At 68.0% G+C, this 16077-nt stretch carries 14 protein-coding genes and 1 tRNA gene; 9 read left to right on the top strand and 6 right to left on the bottom strand.

From position 1 onward, the window contains the following. Window positions 1–55: 55 nt before the first annotated feature. The gene (locus ACFVMC_RS08370) at window positions 56–589 is read right to left on the bottom strand and encodes a hypothetical protein (RefSeq protein ID WP_379208171.1); all 534 of its coding nucleotides are present in this window, start codon (window positions 587–589) and stop codon (window positions 56–58) included. A 266-nt stretch (window positions 590–855) separates the two neighbouring features. On the opposite strand from ACFVMC_RS08370, the gene ACFVMC_RS08365 reads away from it, so the two are divergent. Continuing rightward, window positions 856–2322 (top strand): stealth family protein, encoded by a 1467-nt coding sequence (locus ACFVMC_RS08365; RefSeq protein WP_379208170.1) that lies wholly within the window; start codon window positions 856–858, stop codon window positions 2320–2322. On the opposite strand, the gene ACFVMC_RS08360 is transcribed toward ACFVMC_RS08365, so the two are convergent. Continuing rightward, window positions 2270–3223, bottom strand: a complete 954-nt coding sequence (locus ACFVMC_RS08360) for a phosphodiesterase (protein ID WP_379208168.1) — start codon at window positions 3221–3223, stop codon at window positions 2270–2272. The two genes, ACFVMC_RS08365 and ACFVMC_RS08360, sit on opposite strands and share 53 nt — an antisense overlap. A gap of 157 nt (window positions 3224–3380) precedes the next feature. On the opposite strand from ACFVMC_RS08360, the gene ACFVMC_RS08355 reads away from it, so the two are divergent. Together ACFVMC_RS08355 and ACFVMC_RS08350 are read left to right on the top strand one after the other, a co-directional pair. After that, complete coding sequence (locus tag ACFVMC_RS08355) at window positions 3381–4106, top strand: hypothetical protein (protein ID WP_379208166.1); 726 nt, start codon at window positions 3381–3383, stop codon at window positions 4104–4106. Between the two features lie 9 nt (window positions 4107–4115). After that, complete coding sequence (locus tag ACFVMC_RS08350) at window positions 4116–4922, top strand: MOSC domain-containing protein (RefSeq protein WP_379208164.1); 807 nt, start codon at window positions 4116–4118, stop codon at window positions 4920–4922. Window positions 4923–5044: 122 nt separating this feature from the next. Here the strand turns inward: ACFVMC_RS08350 and ACFVMC_RS08345 are convergent, their stop codons facing one another. The 4 genes from ACFVMC_RS08345 to ACFVMC_RS08330 all read right to left on the bottom strand — a co-directional run bounded on the left by ACFVMC_RS08345 (window position 5045) and on the right by ACFVMC_RS08330 (window position 11170). After that, window positions 5045–5767, bottom strand: coding sequence for a MazG family protein (locus ACFVMC_RS08345; protein WP_379208163.1), 723 nt, complete (start codon window positions 5765–5767; stop codon window positions 5045–5047). After that, window positions 5764–9384 (bottom strand): transcription-repair coupling factor, encoded by a 3621-nt coding sequence (gene mfd / locus ACFVMC_RS08340; protein WP_379208161.1) that lies wholly within the window; start codon window positions 9382–9384, stop codon window positions 5764–5766. Before mfd ends, ACFVMC_RS08345 begins: the two co-directional genes overlap by 4 nt. A 273-nt stretch (window positions 9385–9657) precedes the next feature. Continuing rightward, a complete protein-coding gene (locus ACFVMC_RS08335; RefSeq protein ID WP_379208159.1) occupies window positions 9658–10305 on the bottom strand; it encodes a TetR family transcriptional regulator in 648 nt (215 codons plus the stop codon). Window positions 10306–10537: 232 nt separating this feature from the next. Further along, complete coding sequence (locus tag ACFVMC_RS08330) at window positions 10538–11170, bottom strand: TetR/AcrR family transcriptional regulator (protein WP_379208157.1); 633 nt, start codon at window positions 11168–11170, stop codon at window positions 10538–10540. A gap of 212 nt (window positions 11171–11382) precedes the next feature. Here ACFVMC_RS08330 and ACFVMC_RS08325 point away from each other — a divergent pair. The 6 genes from ACFVMC_RS08325 to ACFVMC_RS08300 all read left to right on the top strand — a co-directional run bounded on the left by ACFVMC_RS08325 (window position 11383) and on the right by ACFVMC_RS08300 (window position 16060). Further along, window positions 11383–11453 (top strand) — tRNA-Gln (locus tag ACFVMC_RS08325). A gap of 73 nt (window positions 11454–11526) precedes the next feature. Then, window positions 11527–12996 carry a bifunctional UDP-N-acetylglucosamine diphosphorylase/glucosamine-1-phosphate N-acetyltransferase GlmU gene (gene glmU, locus ACFVMC_RS08320; RefSeq protein ID WP_379208156.1) on the top strand — a complete coding sequence of 490 codons (1470 nt, stop codon included), beginning with the start codon at window positions 11527–11529 and terminating at the stop codon, window positions 12994–12996. Between the two features lie 21 nt (window positions 12997–13017). Continuing rightward, window positions 13018–13998 (top strand): ribose-phosphate diphosphokinase, encoded by a 981-nt coding sequence (locus tag ACFVMC_RS08315; protein WP_379208154.1) that lies wholly within the window; start codon window positions 13018–13020, stop codon window positions 13996–13998. 110 nt (window positions 13999–14108) lie between these two features. Next, the gene (locus ACFVMC_RS08310) at window positions 14109–14693 is read left to right on the top strand and encodes a hypothetical protein (RefSeq protein WP_379208152.1); all 585 of its coding nucleotides are present in this window, start codon (window positions 14109–14111) and stop codon (window positions 14691–14693) included. A 71-nt stretch (window positions 14694–14764) separates the two neighbouring features. After that, window positions 14765–15025: a hypothetical protein gene (locus tag ACFVMC_RS08305; RefSeq protein ID WP_379208150.1), complete on the top strand. Its 261-nt coding sequence runs from the start codon at window positions 14765–14767 to the stop codon at window positions 15023–15025. Window positions 15026–15133: 108 nt separating this feature from the next. Next, on the top strand, window positions 15134–16060 hold the full coding sequence (locus ACFVMC_RS08300) for a hypothetical protein (RefSeq protein ID WP_379208148.1): 927 nt from the start codon (window positions 15134–15136) through the stop codon (window positions 16058–16060). The last annotated feature ends 17 nt before the right edge of the window (window positions 16061–16077 follow it).

Raw genomic sequence — 16077 nt, 5'->3', positions numbered from 1 at the left:
CGCACCTGCGCCGCCTTCCATCCTGATTATTACCGTCGACCCGGAGTTTGTCGGCTCAGTTTCGAGTCTCGGCCCATTGTCGCAAAGTCGCCACCCGACCCTGTAGCGCATCCAATTCGGTCGAGTCCAGGACGGTGCGCTGAATGCCTTGGGCAACAGTGAAAGCCGATTGGCGGTGGTCGTCGATCACCTCGACGTCCAGCCGCACCGCCACGTAATCCGTTGCGCCGGGCATCTCTTCGGCGATGACGGTGGCTTTGCCGCGCGCACACAGCGCCACGTCACCGCCGCCCAGGATGAGCAGCGCGATGTCGGGCTGCTTGCGCAACCGGGCCAGCGAGCCGCGGTCGAACTTGAGACTCAGCAGAATCTGCCGATCGCCGGCGCGCACCGGCCAGGAGACCGGGATCGCGTGCGGCGCCGGGTCGGTGGTGACGAGGACCGCGATGGTGTCATGCGGCCAATGCGGTAAGGCGTCGAGTTCGGGATGTTCCATGGCGGACCCATCGGTCGAGTGGGCTTGACGTTGCGCGGGAGTCGCTCCTGCTGCCATATTGGTCACCTCGCGAATCGTGGCTTGGGGTCGCACTGCAGCCAGTCTAAAGCGCTGTGGCCCTTACTCGCTGGTGTGCGTGATCTTTCGGCGATGTGCCCTGACCAGGCAAGCCTTGCCTCATTCGCGCCCGGCCCGGCCTGTCCCGGACAGCACGCCGTCTGCGATTGACGGACCGGCGCGGTCGATGCATCATTCCAATCAACCCTGCATTCACCAGGAATTCTCCTTTCCGTCGGCCAATGGCTGTCCGGCCCTGCCCGTGATGTCCCTTGCGCCAGTGAACGGAGCGAACAACACCGATGATGGATATGGGAGCCGTGAACCCGGGCCTGCTGCCCGGAACCGCCCAGCCGGCCGGGAATCTGACGGCCGCGCAGGTGACGATCGACGATCTGGCCTATCTGCGCTCGGAACTCACGGCGGCGGAGGTGCCGTTCCTGCTGCTCCGCGACACCGGACACCGGCTCGGCCTGGCCGCCGACGCCGCCCATCGGGCCATGGTGCGCCGGGTAACGGCCGCAGCGTCGGCTACCGGATTCTCCTGTATCGAAACAGCGCCCAACGTGTTCCGGATCGGCCGCGACCACGACCCGGCCCACCACATCGATGTGGAGCTGTGGGAGTACCACGGCGACACCGTCTCCTGCCCCCGCCCGAATGCCTTGACCCGCAGCGTCTTCGACCTCGCGGACGTGGACTACACGCAGGTGCGGCTGTTCGACCGGGTGTGGCCAACGCTGGCGGGCATGTTCGCGCCGCAGCCCGGCGATGTCGGCTTCGACATCGACATCGTGTTCTCCTGGGTGGACGGCGCCGACCCGGAATTCCGGGCGCGCCGCGCGGGCATGCTGGCGCAGGTGGTGGTCGGCGAAGGAGACGACGCCGACGCCCGGATCCGCCAGATCGACGAACTGAAGTACGCCCTGCGCGCGGTGCACAAGAACGCGCCCTGGCTGCGCCGCATCTTCATCGCCACGGATTCCGCTGTCCCGAAATGGCTTTCCGAACATCCCCGGGTGACCGTTGTGCGGGCTGTCGACCACTTCAGCGATACCAGCGGGCTGCCGATCTTCAATTCCCATGCGGTGGAATGCCAGCTGCACCATATCGACGGATTGTCCGAGCACTTCCTGTATTCCAACGACGACATGTTCTTCGCGCGCCCGGTCCGCCCGTCGATGTTCTTCTCCCCGGCCGGGATCAGCCGATTCATCGAGGCGGGCACCCGCATCGGGCCGGGCCGAAATCACGAGCGCCGCAGCGGTTTCGAGAATGCGGCCCGGGTGAACCGGGCATTGCTGGCCGACCGGTTCGGCTATCTCATCACCCGGCATCTGGAGCACACGCCGGTCCCCTTGCGCCGCAGCGTGCTGCACGAGATGGAGGAGGTGTTCGAGGCCGATTTCGCGCGGACCCGTACCAGCCGGTTCCGCGCCGCCACCGACATCTCCGTCACCAACTCGCTGTATCACTACTACGCGCTGCTCACCGGGCGCGCGGTGCCGCAGGAACTGGCGCGCATGCGCTATGTCGACACCACTGGCCGCGCCGGGCTGGACCTGCTCGACGGCCTGGCCCGCGACCGGGATGTCGACTTCTTCTGCCTCAATGACGGCAGCTTCCCCGAGGTATCCGAAGCCGAACGGACACAGCGGGTTTCGGGCTTCCTGGCCCGGTACTTCCCGGACCCGGCGCCCTGGGAGCGCGGCGAGTTCAGTGCACCGGCTCGTCATCCGCTTCCGGACTCGGCTGCGGGCGCCGCATGAACAACGGGATCTTGGCCGCGGGCGGGATGACGATGCCCGCCTCGGCCAGCCGCTTCTGCGCCTGCTCCGGGGTGGCCGGGGCACCGACGGTCGGGCCCTTGGTGATCGGCACCACCGAGTGCACCACGGTTTCCGGATAGATGTGCACCAGATTGAACGCCTGCGCGCCGTCCCGGCCGCGCTGGCCGCCGTCGGCGACGCCGAGGTCCTGGGTGTAGCAGGTGGCCGACGCGACCGACACCGGAATGCCCGCGAAGGTCGCCGAGGTGGAGAAGTGCAGGTGCCCCGCCAGAATCGCGCGCACATCGGTGCCGTCGAGCACATCGGCCAGCCGGCGCTGATCCCGTAGCTCCACCGTCACCGCGAGATCCATGACACACGGCACCGGCGGATGATGCATGGCCAGGATGGTGCCGAACGGCGCGGGCGTGGCCAGGATCGAACGCAGCCAGGCCAGCTGCTCGTCGGAGATCTCGCCGTGGTGATATCCCGGCACCGAGGTGTCCAGGGCGATGACGCGCAGGCCGTCGATCATGTGCACGCGATCCAGCGGCGCGGTCGAGGGACGCTCGCGCAGCAGCGTGCCGCGCAGGATCGCGCGGTCGTCGTGATTGCCCTGTACCCACACGATCGGGGCGCCGAGATCGCGCGCGAACGGTTCCACGATCGCGCGCAGCTTGTCGTAGGCGCCGGGCTCACCCTTGTCGGTGAGATCGCCGGTGAACACGATGGCGGTGGGGCGGATCCGGGTGGCCGCCGCCTGCTCGAGCACCTCGCGTAGCCGCCGCTCGGCGTCCACGGCACCGTACAGTTCGCCGTCACCGGCGATCAGGTGGGTGTCGCTGATGTGGAACAACACATGGTTCGGTCGCGGGTGCTCCGCGACTCTGCTGATGCGCACCGGACCGAGGTCCCTCCCAGCGGGTTCGCCCGCTATCGGCTTCGGGTTCCACCGCCACAGTAGCGAAGGCCCGTGTATCGATTTCCCGCCACGCGGTGACGACACACTGTCGAGAAGATGAGATTTCGGTGTCGGATGGACGCGCTACAAAGGATCCATGTACGAGACATCGCCGGATGCGGCCACCCCGTTTACGCCACAGGGTGACTGGTACGCGGTGCAGACCACCGATCAGGCGGCGGTGCTGGACGCCTTCGGGCTCGATCACCCACGCAGGGTGGCTCTGAACGACGCCCTCCGGCCCTGGGACATCGCCTACAGCGACGAGCTACTCGATGCCTCCGGCGTCCTGGTGACCCCGGCGCTGGACGGGTGGACGCTCGTCTTCGGCTATCCGGACACCGAGAATTTCCATGCCGACCGGCAGCGGTGGTGTACCGCGTTGAGCCGCAGCTTCGGTGCGACGCACTGGTATTCCCTCGTGGAGAACGGCGGCTGCGGCGACAGTGACGGCTGGTGTCTCGCCGAGCGCGGTGCGCTGCGACGCTATGTCTGCCGCGGGGGCTACGGCGCGGATGTCCTGGTCGGCGGCGCGCATCCTGCCGAAACCGGCCTGCTGCTCGACGATGTCGGAGACTGGCTGACCGCGAACGGATTCCCGGACGACTTATGGACGAACTACCAGTACGAGGGTTACCGCGCGGGCTTGCCGGTCGAAACCCGATGGCAGCGCCTGCAACAGCACACCGGTATCCCGGACCTCGCCGACTCGCTGACCATCGCGGCCCGTACTTCGCTCAGCCCGGCACGATTGAGCGCCGCGACCCGGGTCAGCGGCCACGCGGTGCTCGCGACACCGCCGCGTACGCTCGTCCCCGATTAGGCTGGTCCGGTGGCTACCGTCTCCGAACTCTGGCTCTACCCGATCAAAGGCTGCGCGGGCAGCCCGCTGACCCGGGCGCAGATCCTGCCGACCGGCGTCGTCCACGACCGCACTTTCATGTTCGTCCGCCCCGACGGCCTGTTCCGCAGTCAGCGCGGCACCCCGCGCCTGTCGGTGATCCGGCCCGAATTGGCAAGCGACGGAGCGAAACTCACGCTGTCCGCGCCGGGCAGCGACACGCACACCGTGGACGTGCGCCCCGACGGCCCGCGGCTGACAGTCAACGTGCACAACATCTGGACCGGCGCGGCAATCGACCAGGGCGACGAGGTCGCCGCCTGGGCAGGCGACCTGCTCGAGGAGCCCGTCCGCCTGGTCCGCGTTCCGCCCGAACACCACCGAGCGGTCGACGAGTGGCACGGTGACATCACCTTCACCGACTCCACCCCGCTGCACCTGACCTCGACATCCTCCCTGGACGACCTGAACGCCCGCATCCAGGCCAAGGGCGCCGTCGGCGTCCCGATGGAGCGCTTCCGCCCCAATATCGTCACCACCGGCTGGCCCACCCCCTACGCCGAAGACGACCTGCGTGACTTCACCCTCGGCACCAGCCACCTACGCTGGGTCAAACCCGACGTCCGCTGCCCGGTCACCATGGTCGACCAGCCCACCGGCACCCGCTCGGGCCCGGAGCCCCTCCGTACCCTCGCCGACTACCGTCGCGATCCCGCGGGCGGCGTCACCTTCGGCATCAAAGTGGCGGTGCAGACCTCCGGCATCATCGCACTCGGCGATGAGATCGCCGTGCATTGACTCGATCGATCGGATACGGCCGCGTGCAAGTAGCGACCGGTTGATGGCCTCGGCACCCGGATTTCCGCGAGCCGGAATCCGACACCGCGGAACCGGCCCGAACGGAGCGGCACCGAGGCTGCTCAGCGAGGCCAGAATTCGTGCCAGTCGGTCTCCGTGAGCGGGGCACGCTCGGCACGAGCAGATTCGGCGGCGTCTTCGGCGGCACGGATCTGCATCGCGAACGCGAGTGTCGCTTTCCGCAGGCGTTCTTCGGCACTGTCGGGGCCGCCGAGGTGGACCACGCGCAGCTCGTCCGGGACCAGCTCCGGCGGAAGTCCGGCCTTGGCGCTGCGCGCGACGACCTTCTCGGCCAGGGCCAGCGCAGGCTGGGCCATGGCGATACCGTCCAGGCAGGACCGCCGCGCCTTCTCCGTCGATTTGCGCTCCTCCCATGCCTTTTCCTGGGCGGCGATCTTCTCCGCCGGCGACGCGTGCGGGTCGATCATGGGGCCGGTGAGCTGCGGGCTACGGTTCACCAGCTTGGCGACCAGCACCGCGGCTACGTCGTCGACGGTGAATTCACCTGCGGCCTGGGCGATCCGGGAGTGGAACAGTACCTGGAGCAGCAGGTCGCCGAGTTCCTCCTTGATGGTCTCGGCGTCGTCGTGCTGGATCGCGTCGAGCAGCTCGTAGGTCTCCTCGAGCAGGTAGGGCCGCAGCGAATCGTGGGTCTGGGTGACCTCCCAGCCGCCGAAGTTCCACAGCCGATCCATCACCTCCACCGCACCCGCCAGCCCGCGGGCCACCACGGCCGTATCCGTGCCCGCCGCCGTGGTGCGAGCAGCTCGCGCATCGGGGCTCATCGCAGCGCCGTGGCTTCGGTCTCGACCGTGAGATCGACCGCGCCCTGGGCCTTTCCGTCCAGTGCCAGCAGCAGATCCGCGATGTACTGGAGCAGCCGCACATCACGCACCCGCTCCGCGCCGACACTGTCCTGCACCCGCGGCAGCGGCAGCTGCACCACGCCGCTGACCGCCTTGTAGCTCGCGCTCGGATACAGCCGCTTCAACCGAAGCTGCTTGGAATCGGGCAGATTCAGCATCGGCGAGATCTTCACCGTGGTTCCGGTGACCGCGATCTCGGTGAGACCGTACTCGCGCGCCAGCAGCCGCAGTTTCGCGACCGACACCAGTCGGCCGACCTCGACCGGCAGCGGGCCGTAGCGGTCGACCAGCTCCTCCACCACCGCGGCCAGTGCCGAATCATCTTGAGCCGCAGCCAGTTTGCGGTAGGCCTCCAACCGCAGGCGATCGCTGGCGATGTAGTCCGGCGGGATGTGCGCGTCGACCGGCAGGTCGATCCGGACCTCCTTGACCTCCTCGGCGGTGCTGATCGGCTTGCCGTCGGCGGCGGCGCGATAGGCCTCGACCGCCTCGCCCACCAGGCGCACATACAGATCGAAACCGACACCCGCCACATGGCCGGACTGCTCGGCGCCGAGCACATTGCCCGCGCCGCGGATCTCGAGATCCTTCATGGCCACGGCCATACCCGCGCCCAGATCGGAGTTCTGCGAAATGGTGGCGAGCCGGTCGTAGGCGGTTTCGGTGAGCGGCTTCTCCGGCGGATACAGGAAATAGGCGTAGCCGCGCTCCCGGCTGCGGCCGACCCGCCCGCGCAACTGATGCAGCTGGGACAGGCCCAGCGCGTCGGCGCGCTCCACGATCAGGGTATTGGCATTGGAGATGTCCAGGCCGGTCTCGATGATGGTGGTGCACACCAGCACGTCGAACTCGCGCTCCCAGAAGCCCTGCACGGTCTGCTCGAGCATGTCCTCGTTCATCTGGCCGTGCGCCACCACCACCCGCGCCTCGGGCACCAGATCGCGAATGCGCTTGGCCGCCTTGTCGATCGAGGAGACCCGGTTGTGTACGTAGAACACCTGGCCGTCACGCAGCAACTCGCGACGGATGGCCGCGGTGACCTGCTTGTCGTTGTAGGCGCCGACATAGGTGAGCACCGGATGCCGTTCCTCGGGCGGGGTGAGGATGGTCGACATCTCCCGGATGCCGGCCAGGCTCATCTCCAGGGTGCGCGGAATCGGCGTGGCGGACATGGTCAGCACGTCGACATGGGTCCGCAGCGCCTTGATGTGCTCCTTGTGCTCGACACCGAAGCGCTGCTCCTCGTCGACGATGACCAGGCCGAGATCCTTCCAGCGCACACCGGTCTGCAGCAGCCGGTGCGTGCCGACCACGATGTCGACCGACCCGTCGGCCATACCCTCCATCACCGCGCGGGCGTCGGCCGGATCGGTGAACCGCGACAGGCCCTTGACCGTGACCGGGAAGCCGGCGACCCGATCGGCGAAGGTCTGCAGGTGCTGCTGGGCCAGCAGCGTGGTCGGCACCAGCACCACGACCTGCTTGCCGTCCTGCACCGCCTTGAACGCGGCGCGCACCGCGATCTCGGTTTTGCCGTAGCCGACATCACCGCACACCACGCGGTCCATCGGGACCGCCTTCTCCATATCGGATTTCACCTCGGCGATGGCGGTCATCTGATCGACCGTCTCGGTGAACGCGAACGCGTCCTCCATCTCCTGCTGCCAAGGGGTGTCCGGGCCGAACGCGTGCCCCGGCGCGGCCTGGCGCGCCGCGTACAGCTGCACCAGCTCGCCCGCGATCTCGCGAACGGCCTTGCGCGCCTTGCGTTTCGTATTCGCCCAGTCCGAACCGCCGAGCTTGGACAGGCTGGGCAGCTCGCCGCCGACATAGCGGGAGAGCTGGTCCAGCGATTCCATCGGCACGAAGAGCCGATCGCCCGGCTGGCCGCGCTTGCCGGGCGCGTATTCGATCACCAGGTATTCGCGACGGGCCCCGCCGACGGTCCGCTCGATCATCTCCACGAAGCGGCCGATGCCGTGCTGGTCGTGCACCACCATGTCGCCCGCGTTCAGGGCGAGCGGATCGACCTGATTGCGGCGCTTGGCAGGCAGCCGCTTGCCCTCGGCGGGCGCGGTGACCCGATTGCCGGTGAGATCGGACTCGGCGACGACCACCAGACCGGCATCACCGAAGATCAGGCCGTCGTGCAGCGAACCGCACAGCACACCGACCACACCGGCGGCCGGTTCCGCGCCCGGCGCCAGCGCCGCGGCGGGCACCTCGGCGTCGGCCAGTCGTTCCAGAATGCGTTGCGCCGTACCGTGACCCGCGACCACCACCACGGCACGACCGCCAGTGGCGACATGTGCGCGCAGCGACGCGAAGATGGTGGCGACCAGCTCGTCGGATCCGCGTGCGGAGGTGCCGCCGGTGACCGGCAGCACCACCTCGGCGGGATCGCCGGAGGCCAGCGGGCTCAGCGTCCACCAGGGCAGCTCGTGCCGATCGGCGCTCTCGTGGATCTCGGTCAGCGATCGGTAGCCGGAGGCGGCGAGGTCGAGCCCGTGCCCGCCCAGCGGCGCGGCGCCGCCGAAGGAGGCCGCGGTCCAGGAGGCCTCGAGGAATTCCTCGCCGGTGCGGACCAGGTCGGCGGCGCGGGTACGGACCTTCTCCGGATCGCACAGCAGCAGCTGTGTGTCCGCGGGCAGCAGCTCGGTGAGCAGGCGCAGTTCGCCGGGTTGCAGCACCGGCAGCAGCGCCTCCATACCCTCGACCGGGATGCCCTCGGCCAGCTTGTCCAGCATCTCCACCAGGGCGGCATCCGCCGCGTTGGCCTGGGCGACGGCGGCGGCCCGCTCGCGCACCGACTCGGTCAGCAGCAGTTCGCGGCACGGGGTGGCGACCACGGCGGGCACGTCGATCTCCGACAGCGAGCGCTGATCGGCGACCGAGAACGCGCGCACCTCGGTGATCTCGTCACCCCAGAACTCCACGCGCACCGGATGATCCGCGGTCGGCGGGAACACGTCGAGGATGCCGCCGCGCACCGCGAACTCGCCGCGCTTGCCCACCATGTCGACCCGGGTGTAGGCGAATTCGACCAGGCGCGTGAGCAATTCGTCGAAATCGAACTCGGCGCCGACCCGCAGCACGACGGGTTCGATATCGCCGAGCCCGGCGGCCATCGGCTGCATGAGCGAACGCACGGTGGTCACGATGACCCGCAGCGACTCCGGGAACATCGGGTCTTCGGGATGGGCGAGCCGGCGCATCACCTCGAGCCGGCGGCCCACGGTGTCGGCGCCCGGTGACAGGCGCTCGTGTGGCAGCGTCTCCCAGGAGGGGAACTGCGCGACGCTCGCGCCCAGGATCTCCGCGAGTTCGACGGTCAGATCATCGGCCTCGCGGCCGGTGGCCGTGACCACCACCAGCGGTCGTTTCGCCGCGATGGTGGCCGCCACGAACGGCCGCACCGCGCTCGGCGCGACCAGCTCCACCGACGACTTCCCGACCAGTTCGGCAACGGTGCGCAGGGCGGCGTCGGCCCCGGCCACCGCGGCCAGTCCGGCGAGGGGTGGACGGTGCGTGGACATACAACTCCTGAGCTCAGCGGGCTCCCCCGCCTCCCCGCGACTTTCGGCCAGACCTAGGGCCCGCGATGGTTGCATTGGCGGCCAGCGGTTTGATTTGTGGTTGAGTGAGCCCGTCCCGACGAGTTACCCAAGTTCTTGCGAAATCTCTCGACCACAGAACATATCAAGGCACGCAGACAGCACTTTCCTCGGCTCGTCGGTGGTGCGGGGTCCCGGGCAGTGCTAGGCAGTTCTCTTCCTCGCCCGGCGTTACCTACTGCTCGACCCCGGCGCTCACGGCACGTATCGGCGCAGCCGGCGCGCCGCGAATTCCCGGAAGTACGAGAGCTTTTCGCCGGGCACCAGGGACGGCAGCAGGAAATACCAGGCCCGTTCCATGCGCGCGGCCATCTGATCGATCGACTCGGTGCCGACGGCCACGATGTGCACGCCCGCGGTGACCTCCTGGAGCAGCATGCCCACCACCTCGGGCTCGAGAGCCGGTTCCAGGTCGCCCTGCGCGATCGCCCGCTCGGCGAGCAACCGGTAGGTGTCGCCCCAGTTCTTGGCGATATTGTCACCGGTCGCGCCGCGGTAGTCACCGATCTGGTGGGTCAGCTTCAGCATCGCGCCGACCATCGGATCGTTCATCGATAGATCGGCCACCACGTAGGTGATGCCGATGCACGCCTCCAACGCGGGCACGCGCGGATCGAAGAAACCCTGGCACGAGGAGACCAGTCGCTCGTTGCCCTGATCGACCACCGCGCGCGCCAGCTCTTCCTTCGAGCCGAAGTGAAAGTACAAGGCGCCCTTGGTCACATTGGACTGCGCGATGATCTCGCTGAGGCTCGCGTTGGCGTAGCCCAAGCGCAGAAAGACATCGGCAGCGCCCGCAAGGACCGAGTCGCGGGTGATCTCCGCGCGCGCTTGCCTAGCCATCAGATCCGCCTGTCATCCCTAAAACCAGCCATCCTGAAGTAGACCGACATCCCGAATTAGACCGACATACCGCTCGAACAGCACCCAGAGGATGGGTGAACCGTACCACCAGGTGGGCGCGCGCCCGCGAATTCGAGCATTCCCCAGGGGCCACAGCGCAATTCGCTGGTTACGCTCACCCGCCGCCCCCCGTCACCCCTGATCGAGTCGCCGTGCGACACCGCACCGCTGGTCAATCCCCCTCGCGGCGCGCCCAATGCACCCCGACGGTTCCCTGCGAGCTGAGCCGCGGCGCGGCCTCCAGATGACTCAACCCGTTCCAGCACAGATTCACCAGGTGCGCTGCGACAACCTCTTTCGACGGTTCCCGCACATCCAGCCACCAGGTGGCGGCGGTGGAAACCATGCCCACCAGCGCCTGCGCGTACAGCGTGGCCAGACTCGTGTCGAACTGCCTGCGCTCGAAATCCCCGGCCAGGATATGGGATACCTGGTTCACCGCCTCGTTCAACAGGCTGGAGTAGCGGCCGTCGCCGGTCGCGGCGGGCTGATCGCGCACCAGGATCCGGAAGCCGTCGGTGCGCTCCTCGATGTAGGTCAGCAGCGCGAGCGCAACCCGCTCCAACCGCACCCGGGACCGATGATGGGTGAGCGAGGAGGTGATCATGTCGAGCAGCATCGACATCTCGCGGTCGACGACCACCGCGTACAACCCCTCCTTGCCCCCGAAGTGTTCGTACACAACGGGTTTGGAGACCTGTGCGCGCTGGGCGATCTCCTCGATCGAGGTGGCCTCGTAGCCGCGTTCGGCGAACAGCGCCCGCCCGATCTCGATCAACTGCTGCCGTCTCTGGGTACCTGTCATGCGCGGGCGGGCTACCCGCTGCGGCTCACCCGAAGTCACCTGGTGCCTCCTCGGCTACGACCAGCACTACTGCCGACAACTGTTCCAGACAGCCCGCGGCACGGCCCAACGGAGGCCCCGCAAGATTCGCGAGGAGGCCGACTAGTATGCGAGGATCTTTCCCGTGCCGCTGGCACAGCGGCGGGTTCTGTGTCGATCCGCCGGTGTGGCAATCCGCCGTAGTGTAATGGCAGCACCTCTGATTTTGGTTCAGATAGTTCAGGTTCGAGTCCTGGCGGCGGAGCACATCGGCGGCACAACGATGGCCTATCGCCGCCACGCACGCACGTACGATGACAGGCAGCCGAGGGAGATTCATGCCACAGCAGACCGCCGTCGTCGTTCTCGCAGCCGGAGCCGGGACGCGAATGCGGTCGAAGACCCCTAAGGTGCTGCATTCGCTGGCCGGCCGGAGCATGCTCGCGCACGCGCTGCATGCGGCGAACGAGATCGACCCCGCCTTCCTCATCACCGTGGTGGGCCACGACCGCGAACAGGTCGGCGCCGCGGTGGCCGCGGAAGCCGAGAGCATGGGCCGGGAGATCGTTCCCGCTCTGCAGGAACAACAGTTGGGCACCGGACACGCCGTGCAGTGCGCGCTCACCGCGCTGCCCGCCGACTTCGACGGCGACCTGCTGGTCACCTCCGCCGATGTCCCGCTGCTGGACGGGCACACCCTGTCCGCGCTGCTCGACGAGCACCGCAGCTATCCCGAACGGTCCGCGGTCACCGTGCTGACCTTCGTCCCGGACGATCCGAACGGCTACGGCCGCATCATCCGCGACGCCGAGGGCCATGTCGCCGAGATCGTCGAACACGCCGACGCCACCCCCGAACAGGCGGCCGTCACCGAGGTCAACTCGGGCGTGTACGTCTTCGACGCGACCGTGCTGCGCACCATGGTGCGACGGCTGTCCACCGCCAACGCCCAGCACGAGCTGTATCTGACCGACGTGCTGAAGCTGGCCCGCGAGGCCGGGCACCCCGTGCACGGCGCCCGCCTGGTCGACGCCGCCAAGGTCACCGGCGTCAACGATCGGGTGCAACTGTCCCAGGCGGCGCGAACCCTGAACCGCTACCTCCTCGAGCGCCACATGCGCGCCGGGGTCACCATCATCGATCCGGCCTCCACCTGGGTGGACGCCAGCGTGCGGATCGGCCGCGACGTGGTGCTCGAGCCCGGTGTGCAGCTGCGCGGCAACACCGTCATCGGCGAGGACGCCCGAGTCGGCCCGGATTCCACACTCACCGACGTGCTGGTCGGCGACGGCGCGAGCGTGGTGCGCACGCACGGCGAGCAGGCCACGATCGGCCCCGGCGCCACCATCGGGCCGTTCACCTATCTCCGGCCGGGCACCGTGGTCGGCGATTCCGGCAAACTCGGCGCATTCGTCGAGACCAAGAACGCCAGCATCGGCGCGCACTCCAAGGTGCCGCACCTGACCTACGTCGGCGACGCCACCATCGGCGAGTACAGCAACATCGGCGCTTCGAGCGTTTTCGTCAACTACGACGGGGTGAAAAAGCACCACACCGTGGTCGGTTCGCACGTACGTACGGGTAGCGACACGATGTTCATCGCGCCGGTGACGGTGGGTGACGGGGCCTATACGGGGGCGGGTACTGTACTGCGCAGAAGCGTTCCACCGGGCGCTCTGGCGATTTCCGGTGGTCCGCAGAAGAATATCGAGGGCTGGGTGCAGCGACACCGTCCCGGGACGGCCGCGGCGCGTGCGGCGGAGGCGGCCAATGGCGCTTCCGCCGGAGATGTCGAGTCAGGCAAATGAGCAAAAGGATGGCAAACAGCAGTGACCGCGTCATGGATCGACAACCAGAAGAACCTGATGCTCTTCTCGGGACGCGCTCATCCTGAGCTGGCCGAGCAGGTCGCCAAGGAGCTCGACGTCCACGTCACTCCGCAGACCGCCCGCGATTTCGCCAACGGCGAGATCTTCGTCCGCTTCGAGGAATCCGTGCGCGGTTCGGATGCCTTTGTGTTGCAGAGCTTTCCGGCGCCGCTGAACCAGTGGCTGATGGAACAGCTGATCATGATCGACGCGCTCAAGCGCGGATCGGCCAAGCGCATCACCGCCGTTCTGCCGTTCTACCCCTACGCCCGCCAGGACAAGAAGCACCGCGGCCGCGAGCCCATCTCCGCCCGCCTGGTCGCCGACCTGCTCAAGACCGCCGGCGCCGACCGCATCATCACCGTCGACCTGCACACCGACCAGATCCAGGGCTTCTTCGACGGCCCCGTCGATCACATGCACGCGCAGGTCCAGCTGGTCGAATACATCCGCAACAACTACCCGCTGGAAAACGTCACCGTCGTCTCTCCCGACGCGGGCCGGGTGAAGGTCGCCGAGAAGTGGGCCAACAACCTCGCCGACGCCCCGATGGCATTCATCCACAAAACGCGCGACCCGCTGGTCCCGAACCAGGTCGTGGCCAACCGTGTCGTCGGTGACGTCGAGGGCCGCACCTGCATCCTGATCGACGACATGATCGACACCGGTGGCACCATCGCCGGCGCGGTCAAGGTGCTCGAGGAGGCGGGCGCGCTGGACGTCGTCATCGCTGCCACCCACGGCGTGCTCAGCGCACCGGCCGCCGAACGGCTGTCCAGCTGCGGCGCCAAGGAGGTCGTGGTCACCAATACCCTGCCGATCACCGAGGACAAGAAGTTCCCGCAGTTGACCGTGCTGTCCATCGCGCCGCTGCTGGCCCGCACGATCCGCGAGGTCTTCGAGAACGGTTCGGTGACGGGGCTTTTCAACGGCAACGCCTGACCTGATCACGCACGGTGGCCCGGACCTCAGGTCCGGGCCACCGGCGTTTGCCCCGCGTGTCTTCGGCATGTGACTATGGTGGGCACTCGAATCAGGGAGGGGACCCGACCATGAGCAATCCGCAGGAACCGGTCGATCTGTGGAAGGCGCGGCAGCCGCAGGACGCGCCCCAGGCGGATCCGACGCAGGTGTGGCAGCCGAGCCAGGCCGATCCCACCCAGGTGTGGCAGCCCGGTCAGGCCGACGCCACTCCCCCGCCCGCTCCGGCCTGGCCCGCCGCGGAACAGCCACCGGTCCAGTCGCCGTCATACCCGGGCTTCCCGCCGCCCGCCCCGCCACCCGCGTATCAGCAGCCCTACGGCCAGCCGCAGTATCAGCATCCTGGCTACCCGCAGCAGTACGGTTTCGGCACGCCCGGCCATGTGCCGCCCTACGCCCAGCCGAATCAGACACCGGCCTGGTCGATCGCCAGTTTCGCCTGCCTCGCGGTATCGGCGGCCTCGGTCCTGTTCTTCTGCGGTTTTCCGATGATCGTGTCCGGCCCGGTCGGCGTCGTCCTCGGCATGATCGGCCATTCCAAGGGGGAACCGCTCGGCAAATGGGGGGCGATCGCCAACGGAGTCTCGGTGGCCATCGCGCTTCTCCTGCTCGTCCTCGGCATCGCCGCATTCAGCGCGGGGGTGTCGAGCACCTAGCCGCTCGAAACGCACGGCTCGCACCGCTAGGCTCGAGTTAGGGACTGCAACCCACCGAGAAGGACGGGCGCATGAATCGCGAACGGCTCGATCAAGACATGGGTGACGACGACCAGCTCGATGAGATCCGCGCCTACCAGCGCAATATCGAGGACCCGCCGGAACATCTGCGCATCCGGAACCGGGAGAACGAGGACGACGGCCGGCTCGGCATCGACGCGGAACTCCGCCAGGAATGGAACCGGGGCGACGGCCACGTCGACGCCCGGCTCGAGGACGAGCGACCCGCCGAGGTGGCGGCGGTGGAGATCGTGCGCGACACGGATCTGTAAGGATCGACATTCCGGCGGACGCACGCCCGTCAGCCCGGCGAACACCGGGAGAATCTGTTCTGAAGTGGTACTCGGCAGCTGACCCGTATGTGAACGAGGAGAGCGCTAATGACCGATCCGCAGAACCCGGATGTACCCGATCGTGACGAATCGCCGGAACGTCTGACCGGCAGCGCCCCGCAGTCCGGCCAGGATGCCGAGCCCTCCCTATCGAAGCCGAATCCGGCCGAGGAGACCACGATTCTGCGCCCGCAGGGGGTGTCGCCCGCCGAGGAGACGACGATCCTGCCTGCCGGAACGGAGTGGGCGGCGCCCGCCTCCGCCTACGAGCCGGACTCGACGGCCTACGAGTCACGCGAGCAGCCGACCTACACCAGCGGCAGCGGATATCCGCAGGCGTCGCAGCCCGAGGGGTATCCGCCGTATCCGGCGCAACCCTGGCAGCAGGGGCAGACGGGTCAGCAGTATCAACAGGACCAGCCCCGCCAGGGGCAGCCGTATCCGGGGCAACCCCAAACGGGTGGACACCCGTATCCGGGGCAGCAGTACACCGGTAGTCCGTCGTATCCGGGGCAACAGTACGGTGGCGACCAGCCCTATCCGGGCCAGCCATATGGCGGCGACCAGCCCTACCAGGGCCAGCCGTACGGCGGCGGTCAGTCCTACCAGGGCCAGCCCTACAGCGGCGGTCAGTCCTACCAGGGCCAGCAGCATTACCCCGGTCAGCAGGGCCAACCCTACGGCGGCTATCCCCCGGCCGGGCAATACCCGCAGGGCGCCTACGGCGCCGCACCGCGCCAGTCGAGCATGCAACTCTTCTCGATCCTCGGTTTCATCTGCGCCCCGCTCGCGGTGTTCCTCTGCCCGATCCTGTTCGGCCCCGCGGGGATCGCCCTGGGCCTGGTCGGCCGCAGCAAAGGCGAATCGCTGGGCAAGTGGGCAGCCATCGCGGCAGGCATCGCCCTGGTCCTCGGCCTGTTCTTCTCCTACTTCGTCTGGCTCGGCTATTACGACGACAGCGGCACCACCTACTGAGCCTCGACGCACCTCGC

It is taken from the genome of Nocardia sp. NPDC127579 (genome assembly GCF_042672005.1).
Taxonomy (GTDB): Bacteria; Actinomycetota; Actinomycetes; order Mycobacteriales; family Mycobacteriaceae; genus Nocardia.
The sequence above is the reverse complement of the archived record's forward strand: the minus strand, read 5'-3'. Positions and strand labels throughout refer to the sequence as shown.

What these genes read in the sequence shown, in the direction of transcription:
- ACFVMC_RS08365 (WP_379208170.1), top strand. Translation starts at nt 856, where the DNA reads ATGATGGATATGGGAGCCGTGAACCCGGGCCTGCTGCCCGGAACCGCC.
- ACFVMC_RS08355 (WP_379208166.1), top strand. Translation starts at nt 3,381, where the DNA reads ATGTACGAGACATCGCCGGATGCGGCCACCCCGTTTACGCCACAGGGT.
- ACFVMC_RS08345 (WP_379208163.1), bottom strand. Translation starts at nt 5,767, where the DNA reads ATGAGCCCCGATGCGCGAGCTGCTCGCACCACGGCGGCGGGCACGGAT.
- mfd (WP_379208161.1), bottom strand. Translation starts at nt 9,384, where the DNA reads ATGTCCACGCACCGTCCACCCCTCGCCGGACTGGCCGCGGTGGCCGGG.
- ACFVMC_RS08335 (WP_379208159.1), bottom strand. Translation starts at nt 10,305, where the DNA reads ATGGCTAGGCAAGCGCGCGCGGAGATCACCCGCGACTCGGTCCTTGCG.
- ACFVMC_RS08330 (WP_379208157.1), bottom strand. Translation starts at nt 11,170, where the DNA reads ATGACAGGTACCCAGAGACGGCAGCAGTTGATCGAGATCGGGCGGGCG.
- glmU (WP_379208156.1), top strand. Translation starts at nt 11,527, where the DNA reads ATGCCACAGCAGACCGCCGTCGTCGTTCTCGCAGCCGGAGCCGGGACG.
- ACFVMC_RS08310 (WP_379208152.1), top strand. Translation starts at nt 14,109, where the DNA reads ATGAGCAATCCGCAGGAACCGGTCGATCTGTGGAAGGCGCGGCAGCCG.
- ACFVMC_RS08305 (WP_379208150.1), top strand. Translation starts at nt 14,765, where the DNA reads ATGAATCGCGAACGGCTCGATCAAGACATGGGTGACGACGACCAGCTC.
- ACFVMC_RS08300 (WP_379208148.1), top strand. Translation starts at nt 15,134, where the DNA reads ATGACCGATCCGCAGAACCCGGATGTACCCGATCGTGACGAATCGCCG.